General features: G+C 74.9%; 20 protein-coding genes. 15 read left to right on the forward strand and 5 right to left on the reverse strand.

What is annotated here, in order from left to right; all coding sequences use genetic code 11:
- Positions 1-68 precede the first annotated feature (68 nt).
- From ACYVID_RS13535 to ACYVID_RS13550, 4 genes are all read left to right on the forward strand, one after another.
- Positions 69-1,463, forward strand: a complete 1,395-nt coding sequence (locus tag ACYVID_RS13535; protein WP_460737872.1) for a NupC/NupG family nucleoside CNT transporter — start codon at positions 69-71, stop codon at positions 1,461-1,463.
- 118 nt (positions 1,464-1,581) lie between these two features.
- Positions 1,582-4,464, forward strand: coding sequence for a DEAD/DEAH box helicase (locus ACYVID_RS13540; protein WP_460737874.1), 2,883 nt, complete (start codon positions 1,582-1,584; stop codon positions 4,462-4,464).
- A 5-nt stretch (positions 4,465-4,469) separates the two neighbouring features.
- Positions 4,470-5,177 carry an SWIM zinc finger family protein gene (locus ACYVID_RS13545; RefSeq protein WP_460737876.1) on the forward strand — a complete coding sequence of 236 codons (708 nt, stop codon included), beginning with the start codon at positions 4,470-4,472 and terminating at the stop codon, positions 5,175-5,177.
- 203 nt (positions 5,178-5,380) lie between these two features.
- On the forward strand, positions 5,381-6,922 hold the full coding sequence (locus tag ACYVID_RS13550; RefSeq protein ID WP_460737878.1) for a protein adenylyltransferase SelO: 1,542 nt from the start codon (positions 5,381-5,383) through the stop codon (positions 6,920-6,922).
- 62 nt (positions 6,923-6,984) lie between these two features.
- Here the strand turns inward: ACYVID_RS13550 and ACYVID_RS13555 are convergent, their stop codons facing one another.
- Both ACYVID_RS13555 and ACYVID_RS13560 read right to left on the reverse strand, forming a co-directional pair.
- On the reverse strand, positions 6,985-7,557 hold the full coding sequence (locus tag ACYVID_RS13555; RefSeq protein ID WP_460737880.1) for an SACE_7040 family transcriptional regulator: 573 nt from the start codon (positions 7,555-7,557) through the stop codon (positions 6,985-6,987).
- Positions 7,558-7,590: 33 nt separating this feature from the next.
- On the reverse strand, positions 7,591-7,770 hold the full coding sequence (locus tag ACYVID_RS13560; protein ID WP_460737882.1) for a hypothetical protein: 180 nt from the start codon (positions 7,768-7,770) through the stop codon (positions 7,591-7,593).
- Between the two features lie 167 nt (positions 7,771-7,937).
- Between ACYVID_RS13560 and ACYVID_RS13565 the strand changes: the two genes are divergently transcribed.
- The 7 genes from ACYVID_RS13565 (at position 7,938) to ACYVID_RS13595 (ending at position 17,561) form a co-directional block, all read left to right on the forward strand.
- The gene (locus tag ACYVID_RS13565) at positions 7,938-9,188 is read left to right on the forward strand and encodes a glycosyl hydrolase (RefSeq protein ID WP_460737884.1); all 1,251 of its coding nucleotides are present in this window, start codon (positions 7,938-7,940) and stop codon (positions 9,186-9,188) included.
- A 109-nt stretch (positions 9,189-9,297) separates the two neighbouring features.
- Entirely contained in the window at positions 9,298-10,851 is a 1,554-nt protein-coding gene (locus ACYVID_RS13570; protein WP_460737886.1) for a carboxyl transferase domain-containing protein, read from the forward strand.
- A 4-nt stretch (positions 10,852-10,855) separates the two neighbouring features.
- Positions 10,856-12,802: an acetyl/propionyl/methylcrotonyl-CoA carboxylase subunit alpha gene (locus ACYVID_RS13575; RefSeq protein ID WP_460737888.1), complete on the forward strand. Its 1,947-nt coding sequence runs from the start codon at positions 10,856-10,858 to the stop codon at positions 12,800-12,802.
- Positions 12,799-13,743, forward strand: a complete 945-nt coding sequence (locus ACYVID_RS13580) for a hydroxymethylglutaryl-CoA lyase (RefSeq protein WP_460737890.1) — start codon at positions 12,799-12,801, stop codon at positions 13,741-13,743. The genes ACYVID_RS13575 and ACYVID_RS13580 overlap by 4 nt, the downstream gene beginning before the upstream one ends.
- Positions 13,740-14,837 carry a hypothetical protein gene (locus tag ACYVID_RS13585; RefSeq protein ID WP_460737892.1) on the forward strand — a complete coding sequence of 366 codons (1,098 nt, stop codon included), beginning with the start codon at positions 13,740-13,742 and terminating at the stop codon, positions 14,835-14,837. Before ACYVID_RS13580 ends, ACYVID_RS13585 begins: the two co-directional genes overlap by 4 nt.
- A 169-nt stretch (positions 14,838-15,006) precedes the next feature.
- Entirely contained in the window at positions 15,007-16,350 is a 1,344-nt protein-coding gene (locus tag ACYVID_RS13590; protein ID WP_460737894.1) for a hypothetical protein, read from the forward strand.
- Positions 16,347-17,561, forward strand: coding sequence for a hypothetical protein (locus ACYVID_RS13595; RefSeq protein WP_460737896.1), 1,215 nt, complete (start codon positions 16,347-16,349; stop codon positions 17,559-17,561). The genes ACYVID_RS13590 and ACYVID_RS13595 overlap by 4 nt, the downstream gene beginning before the upstream one ends.
- Here the strand turns inward: ACYVID_RS13595 and ACYVID_RS13600 are convergent.
- Positions 17,522-18,214 carry an EcsC family protein gene (locus ACYVID_RS13600; RefSeq protein ID WP_460737898.1) on the reverse strand — a complete coding sequence of 231 codons (693 nt, stop codon included), beginning with the start codon at positions 18,212-18,214 and terminating at the stop codon, positions 17,522-17,524. The genes ACYVID_RS13595 and ACYVID_RS13600 overlap by 40 nt on opposite strands.
- A 165-nt stretch (positions 18,215-18,379) precedes the next feature.
- Between ACYVID_RS13600 and aat the strand changes: the two genes are divergently transcribed.
- The gene (gene aat, locus ACYVID_RS13605) at positions 18,380-19,057 is read left to right on the forward strand and encodes a leucyl/phenylalanyl-tRNA--protein transferase (protein ID WP_460737900.1); all 678 of its coding nucleotides are present in this window, start codon (positions 18,380-18,382) and stop codon (positions 19,055-19,057) included.
- 222 nt (positions 19,058-19,279) lie between these two features.
- Positions 19,280-19,750, forward strand: coding sequence for a hypothetical protein (locus ACYVID_RS13610; RefSeq protein ID WP_460737902.1), 471 nt, complete (start codon positions 19,280-19,282; stop codon positions 19,748-19,750).
- Positions 19,751-19,806: 56 nt separating this feature from the next.
- On the opposite strand, the gene ACYVID_RS13615 is transcribed toward ACYVID_RS13610, so the two are convergent.
- Positions 19,807-20,418 (reverse strand): DUF305 domain-containing protein, encoded by a 612-nt coding sequence (locus ACYVID_RS13615; protein ID WP_460737904.1) that lies wholly within the window; start codon positions 20,416-20,418, stop codon positions 19,807-19,809.
- Positions 20,419-20,457: 39 nt separating this feature from the next.
- On the opposite strand from ACYVID_RS13615, the gene ACYVID_RS13620 reads away from it, so the two are divergent.
- Positions 20,458-21,120 (forward strand): DUF4396 domain-containing protein, encoded by a 663-nt coding sequence (locus ACYVID_RS13620; RefSeq protein WP_460737906.1) that lies wholly within the window; start codon positions 20,458-20,460, stop codon positions 21,118-21,120.
- A 77-nt stretch (positions 21,121-21,197) separates the two neighbouring features.
- Here the strand turns inward: ACYVID_RS13620 and ACYVID_RS13625 are convergent, their stop codons facing one another.
- Positions 21,198-22,079 (reverse strand): Fpg/Nei family DNA glycosylase, encoded by an 882-nt coding sequence (locus ACYVID_RS13625; protein WP_460737908.1) that lies wholly within the window; start codon positions 22,077-22,079, stop codon positions 21,198-21,200.
- Positions 22,080-22,261: 182 nt separating this feature from the next.
- Here ACYVID_RS13625 and ACYVID_RS13630 point away from each other — a divergent pair, with 182 nt between their 5' ends.
- Entirely contained in the window at positions 22,262-23,458 is a 1,197-nt protein-coding gene (locus ACYVID_RS13630; protein WP_460737910.1) for an ATP-binding protein, read from the forward strand.
- Positions 23,459-23,475: the final 17 nt, after the last annotated feature.

The raw sequence follows: 23,475 nt of genomic DNA on the forward strand, positions 1-23,475 counted from the left end.
CGTAGCCACGCCCTGCCAGCCCCGGGGGCGGGGTGTGCAGGCACGCTCGTGCGGGCAGGACACCGCCCATGATCGACGTGCTCTGGGGTGTCGGGGGGATGACGGCACTGCTGCTCATCGCCGTGCTGTGCTCGAGCGACCGCCGCGCCATCCGGCCGCGCACCGTGCTCGCCGCGCTGCTGCTGCAGGTCGGCTTCGGCATCCTCGTCCTGTCGTGGTCGGTCGGCGGCCGGGCCCTCGAGGCGACCTCGAGCGGCGTGCAGGCGGTGATCGACTCCTCCGGCGAGGGCATCGGCTTCCTGTTCGGGCCGGTGCTGCCCGCCGAGGACCAGGGCACTGTCGTGGCCTTCCAGGTGCTGCCGGTGATCATCTTCTTCGCCTCGCTGACCGCGGTGCTCTACCACCTCGGCGTGCTGCAGCGCGTCGTCCAGGTGCTCGGCGGGGGCCTCGGCCGGCTGCTCGGCACCGGCCGCGAGGAGTCGGTCAACGCCGCGGCCAACATCTTCGTCGGCCAGACCGAGGCGCCCCTGGTCATCAAGCCGTACGTCGCCGGGCTGTCGCGCTCGGCGCTCTTCGCCGTCATGGTCGGCGGGCTCTCCACCGTCGCCGGCTCGGTGCTCGTGGGCTACTCGCTGCTCGGCGCGGAGCTCGACTACCTCATCGCGGCGTCCTTCATGGCCGCGCCCGGGGCGCTGCTGATGGCCAAGATCATCATGCCCGAGCCGCGGGGGGAGGAGGCTGGCGCTGGGTCTGCTTCAGGGTCCGCGGCTGGATCCGCGGCTGGGTCCGCCGCTGGGTCTGCCGCGCCCGAGCGCGAGGTCGCGGCCGGCTGGGAGGCTGCCGTGGCGCCCGCCGACGAGTCCCGCGGGGAGGCGGGCGCTGCTCGGGGCGGGTCGACGACGTCGTACGACGAGGGCGACCCGGTCGGGGAGGCGTCGCCGGAGCGGGCGCGCAACGTCATCGACGCCGCCGCGAACGGAGCGGCCGACGGGCTGCGGCTGGCGCTGACGATCGGCGCGATGCTGCTGGCCTTCATCTCCCTCATCGCGCTCGTGAACCTGCTGGTCGGCGGGATCGGCGGCTGGTTCGGTGCCGAGGACCTCACCGTCGAGCAGGTGCTGGGCTACGTCTTCGCGCCGGTCATGGCGCTGATCGGCGTGCCGTGGAACGAGGCGGTCGAGGCGGGCAGCTTCGTGGGGCAGAAGATCGTGCTCAACGAGTTCGTGGCGTTCGCCGACTTCGGGCCGGTGGCCGGTGAGTACTCCAAGAAGTCCGCCGCCATCATCACCTTCGCCCTCACCGGCTTCGCCAACCTCGGCTCGCTCGGCATCCTGCTGGGCGGCCTCGGCGGCATCGCCCCCGAGCGGCGCGGGGACATCGCCTCCCTCGGGCTGCGGGCGATCCTGGCCGCCACGCTGGCGAACCTGATGAGTGCTGCGATCGCGGGCATCCTGATCGGCTGAGGGGTCGGGCCGGGACTACCCCGCGCGACCCCGGGAACCTCCTGTCGGCGTCGGTCGTTAGCGTCGGGTCAGCCCCGACCCAGGGGTGGAGCAGCAGCGCCGTCGAGGGAGGTCGCCCGTGGGGTTCGTGCCCGTCACCGGTACCGCGACCTTCCGCCCCGCGGTGCCGCCGCGCGACTCGGTGGTGGAGTTCGTCGACGAGCGGCGCACCGTGGCGCTGCCGGTCCGGGCCGCGATCCCGGTGCTGACCAAGGCGCACTCCCGCGACGACCTCGACCCCAGCGTCGCGCTGCTCAGCGGCGCCGCCCTGCTGGGCATGCGGCTGGTCGCGGCCGGCTCGTTCGAGCCCGCACCGGTCGAGGACGGCAGCCCGCCGTCGTGGCGGGTCAGCGAGCTGAGCGCCCAGGACGAGGACCGCGTGCGGATGCTCGCCCGCTCCCGTGCCGCCGACGGCTGGGCGGTCGAGGAGGCCGAGGCGGTCGTGCGGGCCGTGCTCGACGCGGTGGCCGACGCCGTGCCGCGGGGCGCGCCGGTCGCCGGGTCCCGGGTCGCCGCGGCGCGTCCGGCCGTTCCCCGCCCGGCCGCCGACGGCGTACGACGGGGGGCGGGGCGGGACGCGGCGGCGACCTTCCAGGAGCGGTTGCAGCAGCGGCTCGCGCGGCACCGTGACACCAGCGCGCTACCGCACCTGGTGACGGTGTCGCTGCGGGTCGAGGCCGACGAGGAGGAGCTCGTCGCGGGCTCGGTGCGCCTGGTGCTTCAGGTCCACGACGAGCGCGACCCGCTGCACCTGGCGGACGCGGCATCGCTGTGGCTGGACGAGCCGGAGGTGCACGGGTTCGGCGACCGGGCCCGCACCCACGCCACGATCGCGCTGCGGGCGGCGGCCGAGGCCTGGCCGGTGCTCGACCGGTTCCTGGAGCTGAGGGTCCCCGACCAGCTGACCCTGGACGCCGAGGAGATCGCGGACCTGCTCGAGCACGGGGTCGGTGCGCTGGCCGCGCGCGGCGTCGACGTGCTGTGGCCGCGGGCGCTGGGCCGCGACCTGACGACGCGCGCGGTCCTCGACACCGCGCCCCGGCGCGGCCAGGCGCAGGAGGCGCCGCTGCAGACCGGGCTGCTGACCCCCGACGCGGTCTTCGCGTTCTCGTGGGAGGTCGCGCTCGGCGGCGACCCGCTGACGGGCGAGGAGATGGCCCAGCTGGCGAGCGCGGCGGCGCCGATCATGAAGCTGCGTGGCGCCTGGACCGTCGTGGACCCGAGCGTGGCGCGCAAGGCGCGCAAGCGGCTGGTGCGCGAGGTCCGGCCCGCCGAGGCGGTGGCCGCCGCGCTGTCCGGCGTCGCGACCCTCGGCGGGGCGGCCGGTGACGAGCCCGCGCAGGTCGTGGTCGGGGCCTCCCTGCTCCGCGTGCGCGAGCGGCTGCTGGCGGCCGCAAGCCGCGAGCCGGTCGACCCGCCGGCCGCGCTGCAGGCGACCCTGCGCGACTACCAGCGCCACGGCCTCACCTGGCTCAGCGACCTGACCGGCCTGGGGCTCGGCGCCTGCCTCGCCGACGACATGGGTCTCGGCAAGACCCTGACCCTCATCGCCCTGCACCTGCGCCGGGCCGAGGCGGCCCGCGCCGAGGGTCGCCGACCGGCCCCCACGCTGGTCGTCTGCCCGACCTCGCTGCTCGGCAACTGGGAGGCGGAGGTGCGGAAGTTCGCGCCCGGGGTGCCGGTGCGGCGCTTCCACGGCGGCACGCGGTCGCTGGCCGGGCTGGGGGCCGCGGGTCCCGACGCCGAGCCCGACCTGCTCACGGCGAGCGAGGACGGGTCCGGCGGGGCGCCGGTCGACGACCCGGGCTTCGTGCTGACGACGTACGGCACGATGCGCGTGGACACGACGGGGTCCGGCGGCGCCGGCGGCTCGGAGCTGGCCGCCGTGCCGTGGGGGCTGGTCGTGGCCGACGAGGCCCAGCACGTGAAGAACTCCCGCTCCTCCACCGCCCGCGGGCTGCGCTCGATCCCGTACGGTGCGCGCGTGGCGCTGACCGGCACGCCGGTCGAGAACGACCTCACCGAGCTGTGGTCGATCCTCGACTGGTGCGTGCCCGGGCTGCTCGGCAGCCGGCAGGCGTTCCGGCGGGTGTGGGCGTCCCCGATCGAGGCGGGTGTCGACCCGGAGGTGACCACGCGGTTCGCCGACCTGATCGGCCCGTTCCTGCTGCGCCGGCGCAAGTCCGACCCCGGCATCGCGCCGGAGCTGCCGCCCAAGACCGAGACCGACCACCCGCTGTCGCTGACCCGCGAGCAGGTGGTGCTCTACGAGGCGTTCGTGCGCGAGACGATGGAGCGGATCGAGCGCGCCGACGAGCACGCCCGCCGCGGCCTCGTGCTCTCGCTGCTCACCGGGTGCAAGCAGATCTGCAACCACCCGGCGCACTTCCTCAAGCAGGGCGGCGGGCGGATCGCGGGGCGCTCGGAGAAGATCGACCTGCTCGACGAGCTGCTCGGCACGGTCCTGGCCGAGGACGGCGCGGCGCTGGTCTTCACGCAGTACGTCGAGATGGCCCGCCTCGTCGCCCGGCACCTCACCCATGCCGGGATCCCGCACCAGCTGCTGCACGGCGGCACCCCGGTGCGCGAGCGCGAGGCGATGGTGCGGCGATTCCAGTCCGACGGCGAGGACCGGGTGCCGGTCTTCCTGCTCTCGCTCAAGGCCGGCGGCACCGGGCTCAACCTGACCCGCGCCGAGCACGTCATCCACCTCGACCGCTGGTGGAACCCCGCCGTCGAGGACCAGGCCACCGACCGCGCCTACCGGATCGGCCAGACCCGCCCGGTGCAGGTGCACCGGATGGTCACCCGCGGCACGATCGAGGAGCGGGTCGGGCTGCTGCTCGACCGCAAGCGCGCGCTCGCCGACGCCGTGCTCGGGCGCGGGGAGGCGGCGCTCACCGAGCTCAGCGACGCCGAGCTCCGCGACCTGGTCACGCTGCGGCCCGAGCCGCTCGGGTGACGGCCGTGAGCGGGGAGCCGGTGGCCGTCACGCACCCCCGGCTGCCCGCGCGCACCCGCACGGCTCGCGCGACGAGCTGGTGGGGGCGCGCCTGGGTGCGGGCCGTCGAGGAGGCGGCGTACGCCGAGGAGGACCTCGTCGCCGCACGCCGGCTGGCCCGCGCCGCGAAGGTCGGCGGGATCCGGGTCGAGCAGGGCCGGGCCTGGGCCGCGGTCGAGGACGCCGGCGGGCTCTGGGCGGCCGACGTCGTCGTACCCGTGCTCGACGACGACCTCGCCGACGCCCTCGTCGAGGCCGTCGCCGCCGCTGCCGGGCGGATCACGTCGCTGCTGGCCGGTGACCTCCCGTACGAGCTGGTCGAGCACGCCGAGGAGGCCGGCGTCGAGCTCCTGCCGTACGGCGGGGAGCTGGTCGCCTCCTGCACCTGCGACGCCTGGGTCGACCCGTGCGTCCACGCGCTCGCGCTGCTCCAGCAGGTCGGGTGGCTGCTGGAGGCGGACCCGTTCGTGCTGCTGCACCTGCGGGGGCTGCCGCGCGAGGAGCTGCTGGCGCGGCTGCACGCGCTGGGGCCCGCCTCGGCCGGCGGCCCCGCGGCCGAACCCGCCGCCCCGGACGACCCGGACCTCGACGCGGCACTCGACGCCGCCGCCCGGGCAGCCCGGTTCCTCGAGCGGCTTGAGGCCGGGGATCCTGCGGTCGAGCACCTGCTGTGACGGGTGGTGCTGGTGGGAGGTGTGTGGGGGGTGGAGGTGTGAGTTTCAGCGGGGGGCCGCTGAACCTTCGGCGCGGGGCGCCCCGGGGTGTGTGAGTTTCAGCGGGGGGCCGCTGGACCTCACGGTCCGCCGCTGCACCTGCGTGCGGGTGCCGTGAGTTTCAGCGGGGGGCCGCTGAACCTCACACCCGTACCGTGGTGGGGATGACCCTCCACCTCGACCACCGCTTCGCCGACGCCCTGCCCGAGCTCGCGCTCGACTGGCGGGCGGAGGCGGCGCCGGAGCCCCGGCTGCTGGCGCTGGACGAGGGGCTGGCGACCGAGCTCGGCCTCGACCCGGCCGTGCTGAGGACCCCCGACGGGCTGCGCCTGCTCACCGGTGAGCGGCCGCCGGAGGGCGTGCGGCCGGTGGCGCAGGGGTACGCCGGGCACCAGTTCGGCGGGTACTCCCCGCGCCTCGGCGACGGCCGCGCCCTGCTCCTCGGCGAGCTCACCACTCCCGACGGTCGGCTGCTCGACCTGCACCTCAAGGGCTCCGGCCGCACCCCCTGGTCGCGTGGCGGCGACGGCCTGGCCGTGGTCGGCCCGATGCTGCGCGAGCACCTGGTCTCCGCGGCGATGCACGCCCTGGGCATCCCGACCACGCGCAGCCTCGGCGTCGTCGGCACCGGTCGGGTCGTCCAGCGCGAGGCCCCCATGCCCGGGGCGGTGCTCGCGCGGGTCGCGGCTAGTCACCTGCGGGTCGGGACGGTGCAGTACGCCGCCGCGCACGACGCCCAGCAGGCGGCGCAGCGCGCGGCCGCGTCCGGCGGTGCGGCCCGGGACGTCACGGCAGGCGTCGCCGCGGCCGACCACGACGGGCTCCTCGCCCGGGTCGTGACCTTCGCCGCCGAGCGGCACCACCCCGAGGTCCTCGACGCCGACGTCCCGGCGCTTGCGCTGCTCGAGCGGGTCGTGGAGGTGCAGGCCCGGTTGGTCGCGCGGTGGATGTCGGTCGGCTTCGTCCACGGCGTCATGAACACCGACAACGTGACGCTCTCCGGCGAGACCATCGACTACGGCCCGTGCGCGTTCCTCGACGGGTTCGACCAGGCCGCGGTCTTCAGCTCCATCGACACCCAGGGCCGCTACGCGTTCGGCCAGCAGCCCGCGGTCATGCAGTGGAACCTCACCCGCCTCGCGGAGGGCCTGCTGCCGCTCGTCACGGCGGCGAGCGGCGACCAGGACGAGGCGATCGCGCGGTGCGTGGAGGTCCTGGAGCGCTTCCCGGCGCTCTACGGGGAGGAGTACGCCGCCCTGCTGGCCGCGAAGATCGGGCTGCCGCCCGCCGTCTCGGCCGGGCTCGACCCGGTCACCCGGACCGACCTCGTCGGCGACCTGCTCTCGGTCATGGCCGGGGCCCGGGTCGACCACACCGGCTTCTTCCGCGACCTCGCCCGGGAGCTGCGGGGCCGGGGGACCCCTGCGCGCGACCGGGTGCTCGACCTGCCGGCGTACGACGCCTGGGCCGAGCGGTGGCGGGCCCTGGGCCCCGACCCCGACGCGATGGACCGGGTCAACCCCGTCCACGTCCCCCGCAACCACCTGCTCCAGGCCGCGCTCGACGCCGCCGACACCGGTGACCTCGCGCCGTTCGATCGCATGCTCGAGGTCGTCACCCACCCGTACGACGAGCGTCCGGAGTGGGCGGAGTACGCGCTGCCCGATCCCGCGGGCGGGCCGTTCGTGACGTACTGCGGCACCTGAGCGGGGGTACTCCGAATCATTTCTGATGCTGGGCACGCGGCGAGCATCACTTCTGATTCGGACTACCCGGCCGCAGCCCCCGCCCCCACCGGCACCCCGAGAGCCCCGAGCGCCATCGAGCGCAGCACCTCGCGCATCTGGTCGTCGGGCAGCAGGCCGGAGTGGGGGGTGGAGTTGATCAGCCCGAAGGCGACGTGGGCCATGGAGCGGGCGCGGTCGAGGCCGAGGTCGGGGTGGAGCAGCCGCAGCTGGTCGGCCCAGACGTCGACGTAGGCCCGCTGGGTGCGCCGGACCTCCTCGCGCGCCTCGGCCGGGAGCGAGGACCAGTCGCGGTCCTGGACGACGATGAGCGGTCGCCGCTCGAGGGCGAAGCCGACGTGGTGGTCGACCAGGGCGGCCAGCGCAGCGGCCGGGTCGGGGGCCGAGGCCACGCACGCCCGTCCGCCGTCGAGCAGCCAGCGGCTGATCGAGACCAGCATCTCCGCGAGCACGGCGTCCTTGGACGCGAAGTGCTTGTAGAGCGCCGGCCCGGAGATCCCGCAGGCCGCCCCGAGGTCGGCCACCGAGACGCCGTGGAACCCCCGCGCGGCGAAGAGCTCCGCCGCGGTATCGAGGATCTGCTGGCGCCGGCTCACCGGCCCAGACTAGGACGCGGGGTCAGCGGTCGCTCATTGCTCGTCACCGGCGCCGAGCCGCTCGAGGAGCCGATCCGCGTACAGCGAGGAGGAGAGCGACACCACGACGGCCACGCCGAGGGTGCCGCCGAACCCGCGGGTGGGTGTCGTCGACCGCGGAGCCGACGCGGGCTCGGGCGGGCGGGAGGACCTCGGCACGAACGTCGCGGTCATCGGCCACTGCCACCAGCCCGACCGGCACCCCGGCCGCGACCGTGAGCAGGCGCTGGCCGACGCCCTCGCCCACGTGTCCCGCGCGCTCGGCCCCAGACCTCCCTCGGGTGACCGGGCGGCCCGCCCGAAACCCTGCCGATCCTGGAGCGATCGCCGATCATGGACCCATGTCCGGGGGGAGCAGGCGGTCCCGGCGTGCGTCGGCGCTGATCGCCACGTGCGCCGCGCTCGCCGCGACCGGCGGCTGGCACGCGGCTCGGACCGCGGGCGTCGAGGAGACGGCGGCCGGCCCCTCCGGTACGACGCCGGCGGCCCGTCCCGTCTCGACGGCGTCGCCGTGGCCGACCCCGGAGCCGTCCGCGACCGCTCCGACGTTCCCCGCGACGGCGCCCACCGGCACCCCGTCCAGCGCCCCCGCCCGCACCTGCGCCCCTGACACACCGCCGGTCGACCCCGACGCCACGGCCGCCGCTCGGTGCGCGGCCGAGACCCTCGATCGCTGGTTGGCCGACGGGGCGACCGCGGTCGGGCAGCAGGTCAACATCTCCGACGACCGCTGGGACGCCCCGCTGCGCGCGTGGCGGGCCGGCTCGCCCGCGGTGGTCGGCTTCGACCTCGACGAGCTGGTGGACGCAGCCCGTCGCGGCCAGGACCGCACCGAGGACCTCGCCCTGCTCGCCGAGGACGGGGCACTGCTGACCGCCTCCTGGCACGCCCGCAACCCGTGGACCGGTGGGAACTCCTTCGACCGCACCGGCTCCGAGCGGCTCGCCGAGCTGCTGGACCCCGACACCCGTGCGGCGCAGAGGTTCGCGGCGGACTGGGCCGAGGCGCTGGCCCTGCTGGCCCCGCTCCAGGAGCGCGGGGTGGCCGTCGTGCTGCGCCCGCTGCACGAGGCGGGCGGGAGCTGGTTCTGGTGGGGCCGCCCCGACCCGACGACGTACCGCGCCCTCTTCGCCCAGCTCCAGCAACAGGCCGCCGACGCCGGGTTGCACCACCTGCTGTGGTCCTACGGCGCGGCGGTGCGCACCTGGGAGGGCGTCGACGAGCCGCGCTCGCTGCTGCCCGACGCCGTCGACCTCGTGGGCCTGGACACCTACGACTGCGAGACCGTCCACCCCGACTGCGGCGGCCGCGGCTCCGAGGAGCTGGCCGTCGACGAGGTCGACCTCACGGGGTACGCCGAGCTGGCCGCCGCCGCCCCGCGCGCGGCCCTCACCGAGGTCGGCCCGGCGCACTCGCCCGACGGCGACTGGGACCCCGCCGTCATCACCCGCACCCTGCGCACGCGGGGCCTGCCCGCGGCGTACGCGCTCCTGTGGTTCGACGACGCCGCCGGGCGCAAGCAGCTCTCCTCGCTGCGGGGCGGTCGGGCGTGGCTGGACTCGTGCCCGGGCGGGGTGTGCCCGGTGCGCTGAGTCCGGATACTCCGCATCAGAAGTGATCCCGGGCGCGCGCTGAGCATCAGATGTGATTCGGACTATCCGCCGCCTGGCGCCCCCGGTTAACGATCGCTAACCTGGCGCGGTGAGCACCCAGACAGCCCCGCCGGACCTGAGGAGCCTGGTCGCGCAGCTGCGTGAGCGGCTGGCGCAGGTGCGCCGGGGCGGCAGCGAGGCCGCGCGCGAGAAGCACATCAGCCGCGGGAAGCTGCTGGTCCGCGACCGGGTCGACCGGCTGCTCGACCCGGGCAGCCCGTTCCTCGAGCTGAGCCCGCTGGCGGCGTACGGGATGTACGGCGCGCCGGGGGAGACCCCCGTGCCGAGCGCGGGCGTGGTCGGCGGGATCGGGCGCATCCACGGCCGCGAGTGCGTGGTCGTCGCCAACGACGCCACCGTCAAGGGCGGCACGTACTACCCGATGACGGTCAAGAAGCACCTGCGCGCGCAGACGATCGCCGCCGAGAACAACCTGCCGTGCATCTACCTCGTCGACTCCGGCGGCGCCTTCCTGCCGATGCAGGACGAGGTCTTCCCCGACCGCGAGCACTTCGGCCGGATCTTCTTCAACCAGGCCACCATGTCCGCCCGCGGCATCCCGCAGATCGCCTCAGTGATGGGCTCCTGCACCGCCGGCGGCGCCTACGTGCCGGCGATGTCCGACGAGACCGTGATCGTCAAGGAGCAGGGCACGATCTTCCTCGGCGGCCCACCGCTGGTGAAGGCCGCGACCGGCGAGGTCGTCACGGCCGAGGAGCTCGGTGGCGGCGAGGTGCATGCGCGGCGCTCCGGTGTCGTCGACCACCTCGCCGAGGACGACGCGCACGCGCTCGCGATCGTCCGCGGCATCGTCGACACGTTCTCCCGGCCCACCACGCCCCCGCCGTGGACCACACGCGAGGTCGAGGAGCCCCTCGAGGACCCCGAGTCCATCTACGACGTCGTCCCCGCCGACGTCCGCACCCCCTACGACGTCCGCGACGTCATCCGCCGCGTCGTGGACGGCAGCAGGTTCCAGGAGTTCAAGCAGCTCTACGGCGAGACGCTGATCTGCGGCTTCGCGCACGTGTGGGGCCACCCGGTCGGCATCGTCGCCAACAACGGCATCCTCTTCAGCGAGTCCGCGCTCAAGGGCGCGCACTTCGTGGAGCTGTGCAACCAGCGCGGCATCCCGCTGGTGTTCCTGCAGAACATCTCCGGTTTCATGGTCGGGCGCGAGTACGAGAACAACGGCATCGCCCGCGACGGCGCCAAGCTCGTCACCGCGGTCGCCTGCTCGGTGGTGCCCAAGCTCACCGTCGTGATCGGCGGCTCGTACGGCGCCGGCAACTACGGCATGTGCGGGCGCGCCTACGACCCGCGGTTCCTGTGGATGTGGCCCAACGCGCGGATCTCCGTCATGGGTGGCGAGCAGGCGGCGAGCGTCCTCGCGACCGTCGCCGGCCGGCCCGACGACGAGGAGTTCAAGGCCCCGATCCGCGCGCAGTACGAGGAGCAGGGCTCGCCCTACTACGCCACCGCCCGGCTGTGGGACGACGGGATCATCGATCCCGTCGACACCCGCCGGGTGCTGGGCATGGCCCTCTCCGCCGCCGCGAACGCCCCGGTCGCGGACCCCTCCTACGGCATCTTCCGGATGTGAACCGATGACCCAGCACACCCTCCTCATCGCCAACCGCGGCGAGATCGTCCTGCGCGTCATGCGCACGGCGACCCGCCTCGGCATCCGCACGGTCGCGGTGTTCACCGAGCCCGACGCCCACGCGCTGCACGTCCGCGCAGCCGACGACGCGGTCCAGGTGCCGTCCTACCTCGACGTCGAGGCGATCGTCGCGGCCGCGGTGGCGACCGGCGCACAGGCCGTCCACCCGGGCTACGGCTTCCTCTCCGAGCGCGCGCCCTTCGCGCGAGCCCTCGAGGCGGCGGGCATCCGGCTGGTCGGCCCGAGCGCGGAGGTCATCGACCTCATGGGCCGCAAGGACGCCGCCCGCGAGGTCGCCGAGCGCGCCGGGGTGCCGGTCGTGCCCTCGTACGACCCCGGCGCCGACCCGACCACCTTCACCTTCCCGGTCCTGGTGAAGGCCGCGGCCGGCGGCGGCGGCAAGGGCATGCGGGTGGTGCGCGAGGCGGGGGAGTACGCCGAGGCGATCGCCGCGGCACGCCGCGAGGCCGCCAAGGCGTTCGGCGACGACGCGATGCTCGTGGAGCGGTACGTCGAGCGCGGCCGACACGTCGAGGTGCAAGTGGTGGGCGACGACCACGGCGGCGTCGTGCACCTCTTCGAGCGCGACTGCTCGGCCCAGCGCCGGCACCAGAAGGTGCTCGAGGAGGCGCCCGCGCCCGGCATCACCGCCGAGCTGCGGCACCGCATCACCAGCGCCGCGGTCGACCTGGCCCGGGAGGTCGGCTACTCGGGCGCCGGGACCGTGGAGTTCCTCCTCGACACGCAGTCCGACGACTTCTACTTCCTGGAGATGAACACCCGTCTCCAGGTCGAGCACCCCGTCACCGAGGCGATCTGCGGCGGCGTCGACCTGGTCGAGGAGCAGCTGCGCGTCGCCGAGGGGCACCCGCTGTCGCTGGAGCAGGGCGACCTGGTCATCCACGGCCACGCGATCGAGGCGCGCGTCTACGCCGAGGACCCGTACGCCGGGTTCTTCCCGCAGGCCGGCACCGCCTCGATCGTGCGCTGGCCGAGCGGCGCCGGCGTGCGGGTCGACCACGCGCTGGAGTCCGGCCAGGTCGTCTCCACGAGCTTCGACCCGATGCTCGGCAAGGTCGTCGTGCACGCCCCGGACCGCGAGGCCGCCCGGCTGGCCCTGGTCGACGCCCTCGACCGCACCGCCGTGCTCGGCCTGACGACCAACACCGGCTTCCTGCGCGCGCTGGCCGCCAGCGACGCCTTCCGCGACGTCGGCGCCCCCGGGGGGCTGGACACCGCGTGGCTGGACCGGGTCGACATCCCGACCGAGCTGCCCGCACCGACCGAGGACCTGCCGCGGGTGCTCGCCGCCTGGACCGCCGCGATGGTGCGCGCCTCCGACGGCCACGGCACGGCGTACGTCGCCGACGGGTTCCGCCTCGGTGCCGACCCGGCCCCGACGACCGTCGAGCTCGACCGGCCGGTCGTCGTGCACCGGCGACCCGACGGCACCGGCACGGTCGACGGGCTCGAGGTGCGCCAGCTCTCGGCCGCCGACCACGTCCTGGACCTGGTGGTCGACGGGCAGCGCGTCCGCGCGGTCGTCAACGCCCAGCTGGGCCTGGACGGCCGCGGCTCCGTCGACGTCGTCCACCGCGGCCAGCTCTTCCGGTTCACGCCGCCCGACCGGCTCGCCGGCCACGCCGACGACCACGACGGCGACCTGCTCGCACCCATGCCCGGCACCGTGCTCGACGTCCGGGTCGAGGCCGGCCAGCAGGTGCAGGAGGGCCAGGTGCTCGGCGTGCTCGAGGCGATGAAGATGGAGCTGGCGATGAAGGCGCCGTACTCCGGCACCGTCACCGTCGTCGACGCCGCCGTGGGACGGCAGGTGCCGCTGGGGCACGTGTTGTTCCACGTGGAACAGGCGGGGCAGGAGGGCACGGCGTGACCGGCGTGATCACCCGGGCGACGGCCGTCCCCGCGCCCGGGCTCCCGGGCCGCGTCACGGTCTACGAGGTCGGACCCCGCGACGGACTGCAGAACGAGAAGGCCGTCGTGCCGGTGGAGGTGAAGGAGGAGTTCGTCCGCCGGCTGCTGGCCGCCGGGCTCCCCGTCGTCGAGGCGACCAGCTTCGTGCACCCGAGGTGGGTCCCGCAGCTGGCCGACGCCGCCGAGCTGATGACCCGCCTGGGCGCCGACGGCCTCGACTGCCCCGTGCTCGTGCCCAACGAACGCGGCCTCGACCGCGCCCTGGAGCTCGGCCTACGCCACGTCGCGGTCTTCGCCAGCGCCACCGAGACCTTCGCCGCCAAGAACCTCAACCGCACCCTCGAGACCCAGTTCGCGATGTTCGAGCCGACCGTGGAGCGGGCCCTGGCGGCTGGCCTGGACGTCCGCGCCTACGTCTCGATGTGCTTCGGCGACCCCTGGGAGGGCCCCGTGGCCCCCGAGCAGGTCGTCACCGTCGGGCAGCGACTGCTGGCCATGGGCGCGACCCAGCTCAGCCTCGGCGACACGATCGGCGTCGGCACCGCCGGCCACGTCACCGCGCTCGTCGAGGCGTTCACCGCCGCGGGCACCCCGCTCGACCGGCTCGCGCTGCACTTCCACGACACCTACGGCCAGGCCCTCTCCAACGTCCAGGCCGGCCTGCGCGCCGGCGTGACGACGTACGACGCCAGCGCGGGCGGCCTCGGCGGCTGCCCCTACGCCGAGAGCGCGACCGGCAACCTCGCGACCGAGGACCTGGTCTGGTTGCTCGACGGCCTGGGCATCGAGCACGGGGTCGACCTCGACGCCCTCGTGGAGACCAGTGCGTGGATGGCTCGGCAGCTCGGTCGGCCCAGCCCCTCCGCGGTGGTCCGGGCGCTGGCACAATCCACCTCGTGACATCCCAGCGTCGGGTCTACCTGCACATCGGTGCGCCGAAGACCGGCACCACCTACGTGCAGGACCGGCTCAGCCGCAACGCCAAGACGCTGGCCCAGCACGGCGTGCACTTCCCGAGCCGCTCCCCGCTGGTGAGCCCCGGGATGTTCCAGTTCCGCGCAGCGCTCGACCTGCTCGGCCAGGACTGGGGCGGCGACCCCGGCCACGCCGACGGCAACTGGGACGCCCTCGTGCGGCGGGTGCGGCGCACCCGCGGCAGCGTCATCGTCAGCCACGAGATCCTCGCCCCCGCACCCGCCGAGGCCGTCGCCCGGGCCAAGGCCGAGCTCGGTGCCGGCGACGACCTGCACGTCGTCTACGGCGTGCGCGACCTGGCCCGACAGCTCCCCGCGGCCTGGCAGGAGAGCATCAAGCAGGGCCGCAAGTGGACCTACCGCGGGTTCCTGCGCAAGGTCCGCACGGGCAAGCCGTGGTTCTACCGTGCCTTCGACGTGCCGGCCGTGCTCAGCACCTGGTCGGCGGGCCTGCCGCCGGAGAACGTCCACGTCGTCACCGTCCCGCAGTCCGGCACCGCCGGCCCCGACGAGCTGTGGCACCGCTTCTGCCGCGCCGTCTCCATCGACCCGGCCTGGGCGCCGGAGGAGTCTCGGCGCACCAACCCCTCGCTGGGGGTCGCCGAGGCCGCGCTCATCCGCCGGCTCAACAAGCGGCTGGGCCGCACGGTGCGCCGCGACGCGACGTACGACGACCTGGTCCGCGGCCTGCTCGCCGAGCAGGAGCTCGCCGGCCGCGAGAGCGCCAAGCTGCTGCTGCCCCCGGGCATGCACGACTGGGTCGAGGCCGAGTCCGCGCGCTGGGTCGAGTGGCTGGAGCAGAGCGGGGTCGACGTCATCGGCGACCTCGAGGACCTCCGCCCGCTCCCGACCCGCCGTGTCGACTACACCAACCCCGACAAGGTCACCTCCAAGGCCCAGCTCGCCGCCGCGCTCGACGCCCTCACCGTCATGACCCAGGAGGCGGCGCGGCGCGAGGACCCCGAGCAGCAGCTCACCCACCGCCTGCGCTCCGGCGTACGCCGGCTGCGCGAGTCGTGACCGGGGCGACCGGGCTGTCCCCGGGCCGCGGGACGTCATACGGACGGGACGTCCGCCCGTGCCGAGCGCATGACGTCCCGCGACGGGCGACCCGCCCCCGTCCGGAGACGTCATACGGCGGGCACGTCCGCCCGTGCCGAGCGCATGACGTCCCGTCGTCGAGGCCCCAGTGAGCGCCCCGGACCCGGGCGCCGCGCGCGCGACCGCCTGGGTCGCGCACCTGCGCGCCGGCGGCACCACCCCGTGGGCCGCGTGGACCGGCACCACCGACGGCCCGGCGCCGCGGGTGCTGCCCGGCGCCCAGCAGCTGGAGCTGTTGCGCCGCCTCAACGAGGTCGGTCCGGTGCCCGACGACCTCGCCGAGCGCGTCCTGGCGGCGAGCGCGGCCGGTCGCGGCCGTCCCGACCTGGAGCTGGTCGGCTCGCGGCCGCCCTCGGAGTTCGGCCCGCCGCCGGTCGACCCGGCCGACCTGCCGGCCGAGGAGCTGCTGCGGGTCGCCGCGCTGCTGCTGGCCGAGGACCTCGCTTCCGCCGACGCCGGACCAGGGGGCGACCCCGGCGCCGACGACCTGCGCCGGCTCGCCGCCGACGCCGCCCGCCGGGTGCGTCGCCGTGCCGCGTGGCGTCGACCCTGGCGCACCCGCTACCGCCTGGTCGGCGACCCCTGGCGCGCCGACGTCCTGCGTCGTGACCTGGTCGCCCGCGGTCGGCCGCCCGGCGGCCGCGGGGCGCTGGTGCTGGTGGTGGCCGACGACCTGGCCACGATGCTCGTCGACCTCTGGACCGACCGCTGCTTCTCCACCGGTGTCGCGGTCCCGGCGTGGGGCACCTGGCTGGACTCGCTGGCCGGGGCACGCCGGGTCGCGCGCGGCGCGGACCCCGCTGCCGTGGCCGCCCGCTGGGCGCGGGGCGTCGGCCGGGACCGGATCCGGATCGTCCTGGACGACCGGTCGCTGGCCGAGCTGCTCGGCGTGGACGCGCTCGCCGCGCGTCCGGTGCTGCCCGCGCACGCGGTCGAGCTGGCCCGGCTGGTCTCGGGCGCGCTCGGGCTGCTCGTCACCCCCGAGCCCGGCCGGCGGCTGATGCGCGAGGTGCTGCTGCCGCGGCTGCTGGAGCAGGCGGCCCGCACGGGCGGCCCGCCCCTCGGCGTACCTCCCGAGCACCACCGGTGGGTGCACCGCCGCTCACTGCGGCTGCGCGATGCGGTGCGCGCCGGTGACTACCCTGTGCTCGGCCAGGTCGAGGACCTGGTCAGCCGGCCGCGCGTCCTCGCCGCCCGCGCGCCCGCGCCCGCGCCCGCCGCGGTCGCGGACGAGCGGGTGCTCGCGCTCGCGGCCGACCTGCTGCTGGGTCGGACCGGGCCGGACGGGACAGCACAGGGGCACGCAGGACCGGACAGTGCAGGACCGGACAGGGCAGGACCGGACAGTGCAGGACCGGACAGGGCAGGACCGGACGGGGCAGGACCGGACCGGGCAGGACCGGACCGGGCACGACAGGAGGAGCAGGCGTGAGCGCGAAGGTCCTGCTGCACGTCGGCACCCCCAAGACCGGCACGTCCCACCTCCAGGACGTGCTCTTCCGCAACCGCGAGCGGCTCGAGCGGCACGGTGTGCTCTACCCCGCCGACCGGTTCGACGCGCACTTCCTCGCCGCCCTCGACCTGATGGCCCTGCCCTGGGGCGGGCTCCAGGCCGAGGCGATCGGCCGCTGGGACGCCCTGGCCGAGCAGGTCCGAGGCCACGGCGGCACCTCGATCATCAGCCACGAGATCCTCGCCACCGCCTCGCGCAGCCAGGTCGGCCGGGCGCTGTCCTCGCTGGCCCACGACGACGGCACCGAGGTGCACCTGGTGCTCTCGGTGCGCGACCTGGTGCGCCAGATCCCGGCCGAGTGGCAGGAGAACGTCAAGCACCGCAGCACGGTCTCCTACGAGGAGTTCCTCGCCCAGCTCCGCGACCCGGCGCGGTCCGGCCGGATCGCCAGCTGGTTCTGGGGCGTGCAGGAGATCCCCGACATCCTCGACCGGTGGGGCCACGAGCTGCCGCCCGAGCACGTCCACCTCGTCACCGTCCCCGCCCCCGGCGGGCCGCCGGACGTGCTCTGGCAGCGCTTCAGCTCCGTGTTCGGCCTCGACGGGCTCGACCTCGACCTCGAGGCCGAGCGCGCCAACCCCTCGCTCGGGGTCCCCGAGACCGCGCTGCTGCGTCGGATCAACCAGGCGGTCAACCCCGTCCTCGACCCGCCCGACTACCGCCCCCTGGTCCGCGAGCTGCTCGCCCACCAGACGCTCTCGCGGCGCACCCGCACGCCCCGGCTCGCGCTGCCCCCGGACCTGCACGAGTGGGCCCGCGACCTGGGCCGGCGGTGGAGCGAGGAGGTGCGCCGGCGCGGGTACGACGTCGTCGGGGACCTCGCCGACCTCGAGCCCGGTCCGCCGCCCGAGCACTGGGCCGACCCGGACTCACCGCGCGAGTCGCAGGTCGCCGGTGCGGCCGTCGAGGCGATCCGCGCGCTGCTGGTCGAGAACGCCCGCACCCGCTCCGAGGAGCAGCGGCTGGCCCACGAGCTCCACGAGGCCCGGGCCGCGCTGGACCGCGCGTACCTGCGCCCGTCGTACCGCGTCCGCGAGAAGCTCCTGCGCGGGGTGCGCCGCACCGCCGTCGGGCGCGGGCTGCACCGGGTCTACCGGCTGGCGCGCGGACGGAGCTCGCGACCGGCGTAGCGGCCGATCTTCCAGGTGGCGTAGCCGTCGGCGCCCATGCCGACCACGCCGCCGACGACCGGGACCCGGCGGCCCACGGTGACCGCGAGCCGCTTGCCGGTCATCCGCGCGATGATCTCCGTGCCCACCTGGGTGGCGATCGTGCGGTGCAGGGCCGGGTCGGCGACCGGTGCGGTGGCCAGGGCCATCGGGGGCGCGGGCAGGGTGCCCCGCTCCATCAGGGCGTCGACCTGGTCGGCGCCCAGCAGGCAGGCCATGATCGCGTTGCGCACCCGGGGGTCGGCCAGGTCGTAGCCGCGCAGGTGCGCGATCCCGGCGATCATCCGGCACTGGACCAGCGCGAGGCCGGTGATGTTGGCGGGGATGGCCACCGCCGCGGTCACCACGCCGCCGATGTTGGTGAGGAAGCCCTGCGCACCGGCGTACCGCACGTGGTTCTCCACCACCTCGTGCACCGCCTTCTCGACGTTGCCGCCCTGCTCGCGCAGCTGGGTCTCGGCGGCCTCCGCCGCGCCCGGCAGCGGTCCGACGCCGCGGATGGCACGCTCCAGGGCCTCGCGGACGAAGGTCTCGGTGATCCCGGGGGCGGCGCCGGCCACCTTGGGGGCCAGCTGACGGCCCACCAGGCCGGCGACGTTGCGGCTCCTGCTCACGGACCCTCCTGCTGCTGCTCGACCGCGCGTGAGGGGCGCGGGTGCTCGTGGTGTGCTCGTGCGGGGAGGGGGTGCTGCCCCTGCGGGCGATCCTACGAAGGGTGCGCTCACCCCCCGGGTGCAAGGGTGTGCCGCCGCGGCGGGCAGGGGCGTACGTTCAGGGGAATGCCCGTCGAGCCCCCCGCCACCGTGTGGACGTTCGGCGACCCCCGGAACTACGACGCGCTCGACGACCTGGTCGGCATCGGTGCGGACCTCGAGCCGGGGACCCTGCTGGCGGCCTACCGGCGCGGGCTCTTCCCCATGCCCTCGGGGCACCCCGGGGACCCGATGTACTGGTTCTGCCCGGTGTTGCGCGGCGTCCTGCCCCTCGACGGGCTGCACGTCTCGCGCTCGCTGCGCCGCTCCACCCGCGACTTCGAGTCGCGCGTCGACACCGCCTTCGAGGAGGTCGTCGCCGCGTGCGCCGACCCGAGGCGTGAGCAGGGCTGGATCGACGACGACATCCGCGAGGCCTACTGCGAGCTGCACCGCCTGGGCTGGGCGCACTCCGTCGAGACCTGGCAGGACGGGCGACTGGTCGGCGGCCTGTACGGCGTGGCCATCGGCGGCCTCTTCGCGGGCGAGTCGATGTTCCACCGGGTCACCGACGCCTCCAAGTCCGCCCTGGTCTCCCTCGTCGGGCTGCTCCACGACGAGCACGCCTCCCAGCGGCTGATCGACGTCCAGTGGCGCACCGACCACCTGGCCAGCCTCGGGGTCGTCGAGGTGCCCCGGTCGGCCTACCTCGCCCGGCTCGAGGTCGCCGTCGCCCTGCCCCTGCCGGCCGCCTTCGCGGGCTGACCCCCACCACCGCCGAGCCGTCAGCTCTGAACCGCCGAGCCGCCAGTTCTGAACCGCCGAGCCGTCGGTTCTGAACCGGCGAACCGTCGGTTGCTCCCCGCCGAGGCGTCCCTCCCGCATCGGCGGTGCCACCGTCCCGGGGCGTTCAGGTGCCTCTTGGGTCGGGATGGCACCGTCAGGGCCGCACCTGATGCACCTGATGCACCCGACGGAAGGTCCCCCGTGAAGCTCGCCCTCGTCCCGATCGCCCTGGTCCTCGGCCTGTCGCTGGCGGCCTGCGGCGCCGACGACTCCGAGGAGGCCGGGCAGTCCTCGTTGGGCTCCGGCACCGTCAGCCCCGGGATCGACTCGAAGGAGGAGGCCGCCTCGGTCGCCCCCTTCTGCGAGGCGCTCCTGGCGACCGCGAGCGTGCGCGACGGGGAGGACGTGGCCGACCTGCGCGACAGCCTTGCCGAGGCAGGTCTGCCGGAGGAGGCGGGGGAGGACGCGCAGTCCGGGCTGGAGGTCTACCTCGAGGTGCTCGGCCGGGTCGAGCCCGACGCCACCGCCCGCGACCTCGCCACCCTGGAGGACCCGGACCTGACGACGCGCGAGCAGGAGCAGGTCGACGCGATGGTCGGCTACGCCACGAGCGCCTGCGCGACCGGTGCCGGCCAGGACCCGGAGGCCACGGAGTCGCCCTCGGTGGAGTGAGCCCGGGCCGGGCCGGCTGCCGTCGTACGTCGGCGAGCTGCCGTCGTCCGACGGGGTCAGCCCAGCAGGGCCCGCATCTGCTCGATCTCCGCGGTCTGGCCCGCGACGACGTCCTCGGCCAGCTCGACGGCCGGGCGGAAGGTGCCCTCGGCGGCCTGCTCCTCGGCCATCGCCACGGCACCCTCGTGGTGGGCGATCATCAGCTCCAGCCAGAGGTCCTCGAACTCCGCGTCGCTCGCCTCCTCGAGCTCACCCAGCTGCTGGACGGTGAGCATGCCGGGCATGTCGCTCCCGCCCGTGCCCTCCATGCCCTCCATCGCCTCGGCCGCGGAGTGGTCGCCGTGGCCGGCGTTGGAGTGGTCGCGCATGGTCGCGGGCACCTCCTCGTCCCAGTCGACCAGCCAGTCCGTCATCAGCTCGATCTCGGGCGCCTGCGCGTCGCGGACCTGCTCGGCCAGCGCCGCGACCTCGGGGTCGAGCGGGCGTCCGCGGGTCAGGTCGACCATGGAGAGCGCCTGCGCGTGGTGCTGGACCATGTCGGTGGCGAAGGCGACGTCCTGCGCGCTGTGCTCGGTGTCGGAGAGGACCCGAGCGGGCTCGTCCGTGCCGCAGCCGGTGAGGAGGAGCGCGGGGACGAGGACGAGCATCGCGGCGATGTGGCTGCGCATGTGTGAAATATACCCCGGTGGGGTACCTGCTCCCACGCCATGGACCACAGCACCCATGCACACGAGGGCCACACCGCACACGCGCAGGACCACTCCGGTCACGCCGGTCACTCCGGCCACGACATGGCCTCGAACCGGATGGCGGTCTCCGCCACGCTCCACTGCCTCACCGGTTGCGCCATCGGCGAGGTGCTCGGACTCACAATCGGCACCGCCCTGGGCCTGTCGACCATCGCCACGATCGCCCTGGCGGTCTCGCTGGCCTTCCTGTTCGGCTACTCCACCCTGCCGCTGCTGCGCGCCGGCCTGGGTGTGGGCGCGGCACTGAGCGTCGTCCTCGCCGCCGACACCCTGTCCATCGCGACGATGGAGGTCGTCGACAACGCGGTGATGGCCGTGGTCCCGGGCGCCATGGAGGCCGGACTGGTGAACCCGGTCTTCTGGCTCTCGATGCCGCTCGCCCTCACGATCGCCTTCTTCGCCGCACTGCCGGTCAACACGTGGCTGCTGTCGCGGGGCAAGGGCCACGCGCTCACCCACGAGTTCCACGGCGCCGCCGTCACCCGCCCCTGGATCCCCGCGCTGCAGACGCCGGTGCTGGTCGCCGCCATCGCCGCCTTCTTCGTGGGCGGCCTGGTCGTCTCCGTCGTCGACGAGCTCGGGGCGGGCGAGTCGGGCAGCCACGCCTCGGCCCTGCGCTGAGCGTTCCGGGAGAGGCGGCGCACCGGGTCGGCCGGGCGGCCAGACCTTCCCGGTGCCGGCCAGGAGCCCGCGCCGCCCTACTTCAGCAGCCGCGACATCCGACGGTCGGCGAGCGGCTTGCCGCCGGTCTGGCAGGTGGGGCAGTACTGCAGGCTCGAGTCGGCGAAGGACACCTCGCGCACGACGTCGCCGCACACCGGGCACGGCTGGCCGGTGCGGCCGTGCACGGCCAGGTTGCTCTTCTTCTCGCCCTTCAGCTCGCTGGCGGCCAGGCCTCGGGAGCGGTCCACCGCGTCGGCCAGGGTGGTGCGCAGGGCGGCGTACAACGTCGACAGCTCCTCGGGCTCCAGCGAGCCGGCCGGCTTGTACGGCGACATCCGCGCCGCGTGCAGGATCTCGTCGGAGTAGGCGTTGCCGATGCCGGCGATCGTGCCCTGGTGCCGCAGCACCCCCTTGAGCTGCTTGCGCCCCTCGGCGGCCAGGATCGACCCGAGCACCTCCTCGGTGAACTCCGGGGCGAGCGGGTCCGGTCCGAGCGAGGCGATCCCGGGCACGTCGAGGGGGTCGCGCACGACGTACATCGCCAGGCTCTTGCGGGTGCCGGCCTCGGTGACGTCGAGCCCGGGGGAGACCCCGGTGCCGTCGTCGTCGAGCACGATCCGCACCGCCAGGGTCGACTTGCTCGACGGCTTCGGCGGGATCGTCGGCACCTCGTCACGCCACCGCACCCACCCGGCCCGCGCGAGGTGCAGCACGAGGTGGGTCCCGGAGCAGTCGAGGTCGAGGAACTTGCCGTGCCGTCGTACGCCGTCGACGAGCGTGCCGTGCAGCGCCGAGATCGGCGGGTCGAAGGTCTTGAGCGCCGCGAACTGCGGCACGTGGACCGTCACGATCGCGCGCCCCGCCAGCCGGCCGGTCAGGTCCTGGGCCAGCGCCTCCACCTCGGGCAGCTCGGGCATGGGCCGATCCTAGGGTGGTCGGCGCACCCGGCCGGGTTTGTCGGCTCCCCGACGAACCCGGGAGTCCCACGACGAAGCTTCCGACCGCAGCTTCCGGGTCTGTCGGTTACCCGACAAACCCGGCCGACGCCGCGCGGAATCGAATCTCACGATTTCACTAGACACCCCGATACCGTCCGATCGTGGACCCGGTACGCAACCCCTACGCCCCCGGCGCCGGCCAGCGCCCGCCCGAGCTGGCGGGGCGCGACGAGCAGCTGGCCGCCTTCGACGTCGTGCTGGAGCGCGTGGCGCGGGGCAGGGCCGAGCGCAGCCTGGTGCTGACCGGACTGCGCGGGGTCGGCAAGACGGTGCTGCTCAACGCGCTGCGTGGCGCGGCGGTCCGTCGCGGCTGGGGCACCGGCAAGCTCGAGGCCCGGCCCGACCAGCCGCTGCGCCGGCCGCTGTCGAGCGCCCTGCACCAGGCGGTGCGCGAGCTCGGCCACCCGGAGGAGGACGAGCGCGACCAGGTGCTCGGTGTGCTGCGGGCCTTCGCCGAGCGCGAGGCCGGCAAGGACGCGAAGCTGCGCGACCGGTGGAGCCCGGGCATCGACGTGCCGCCCGCGCGCGGGCGCGCCGACTCCGGTGACATCGAGATCGACCTGGTCGAGCTGCTCGGCGACGTCGGCGGCCTGGCGCAGGACGTCGGCAAGGGCGTCGCGGTCTTCATCGACGAGATGCAGGACCTCGGACCGGCCGACGTGAGTGCCCTGTGCGCCGCCTGTCACGAGATCAGCCAGTCCGGCCTGCCCGTCATCGTCGTCGGCGCCGGCCTCCCGCACCTGCCGGCGGTGCTCAGCGCCAGCAAGTCCTACTCCGAGCGGCTCTTCTCCTACCAGCGCATCGACCGGCTCTCGCGCGACGCCGCCGACCGCGCCCTCGCCGCGCCGGCCGCCGAGGAGGACGCCGAGTTCACACCCGAGGGCCTCGAGGCGATGTACGCCGCCACCGGCGGCTACCCCTACTTCATCCAGGCCTACGGCAAGACCGTCTGGGACCTCGCCCCGCGCAGCCCGATCACGGCCGAGGACGTCGAGGTCGCCGCCCCCGAGGCCGAGCGCGAGCTGGCCGTCGGGTTCTTCGGCTCCCGCTACGAGCGCGCCACCCCGGCCGAGCGCGACTACCTCCGCGCCATGGCCGACGCCGCCCTCGGCGAGGAGACCGACGCCGTGGGCGCGGTCGCGACCGCCGACGTGGCCGCCGTGCTCGGCAAGAAGCCGCAGTCGCTGTCGCCCGCCCGCGACGCCCTGCTCAAGAAGGGCCTCATCTACTCCGGCGAGCGCGGGCGGATCGCCTTCACCGTGCCGCACTTCGGCCGCTACCTGCTCGGCCAGGAGTAGCCGGCCCGACCGGAGTG

Source organism: Nocardioides ginkgobilobae, assembly GCF_054781275.1.

Coding starts and splice junctions, on each gene's coding strand:
- ACYVID_RS13535 (WP_460737872.1), top strand. CDS start 69: ATGATCGACGTGCTCTGGGGTGTCGGGGGGATGACGGCACTGCTGCTC.
- ACYVID_RS13550 (WP_460737878.1), top strand. CDS start 5,381: ATGACCCTCCACCTCGACCACCGCTTCGCCGACGCCCTGCCCGAGCTC.
- ACYVID_RS13560 (WP_460737882.1), bottom strand. CDS start 7,770: ATGACCGCGACGTTCGTGCCGAGGTCCTCCCGCCCGCCCGAGCCCGCG.
- ACYVID_RS13565 (WP_460737884.1), top strand. CDS start 7,938: ATGTCCGGGGGGAGCAGGCGGTCCCGGCGTGCGTCGGCGCTGATCGCC.
- ACYVID_RS13575 (WP_460737888.1), top strand. CDS start 10,856: ATGACCCAGCACACCCTCCTCATCGCCAACCGCGGCGAGATCGTCCTG.
- aat (WP_460737900.1), top strand. CDS start 18,380: ATGCCCGTCGAGCCCCCCGCCACCGTGTGGACGTTCGGCGACCCCCGG.
- ACYVID_RS13615 (WP_460737904.1), bottom strand. CDS start 20,418: ATGCGCAGCCACATCGCCGCGATGCTCGTCCTCGTCCCCGCGCTCCTC.
- ACYVID_RS13620 (WP_460737906.1), top strand. CDS start 20,458: ATGGACCACAGCACCCATGCACACGAGGGCCACACCGCACACGCGCAG.
- ACYVID_RS13625 (WP_460737908.1), bottom strand. CDS start 22,079: ATGCCCGAGCTGCCCGAGGTGGAGGCGCTGGCCCAGGACCTGACCGGC.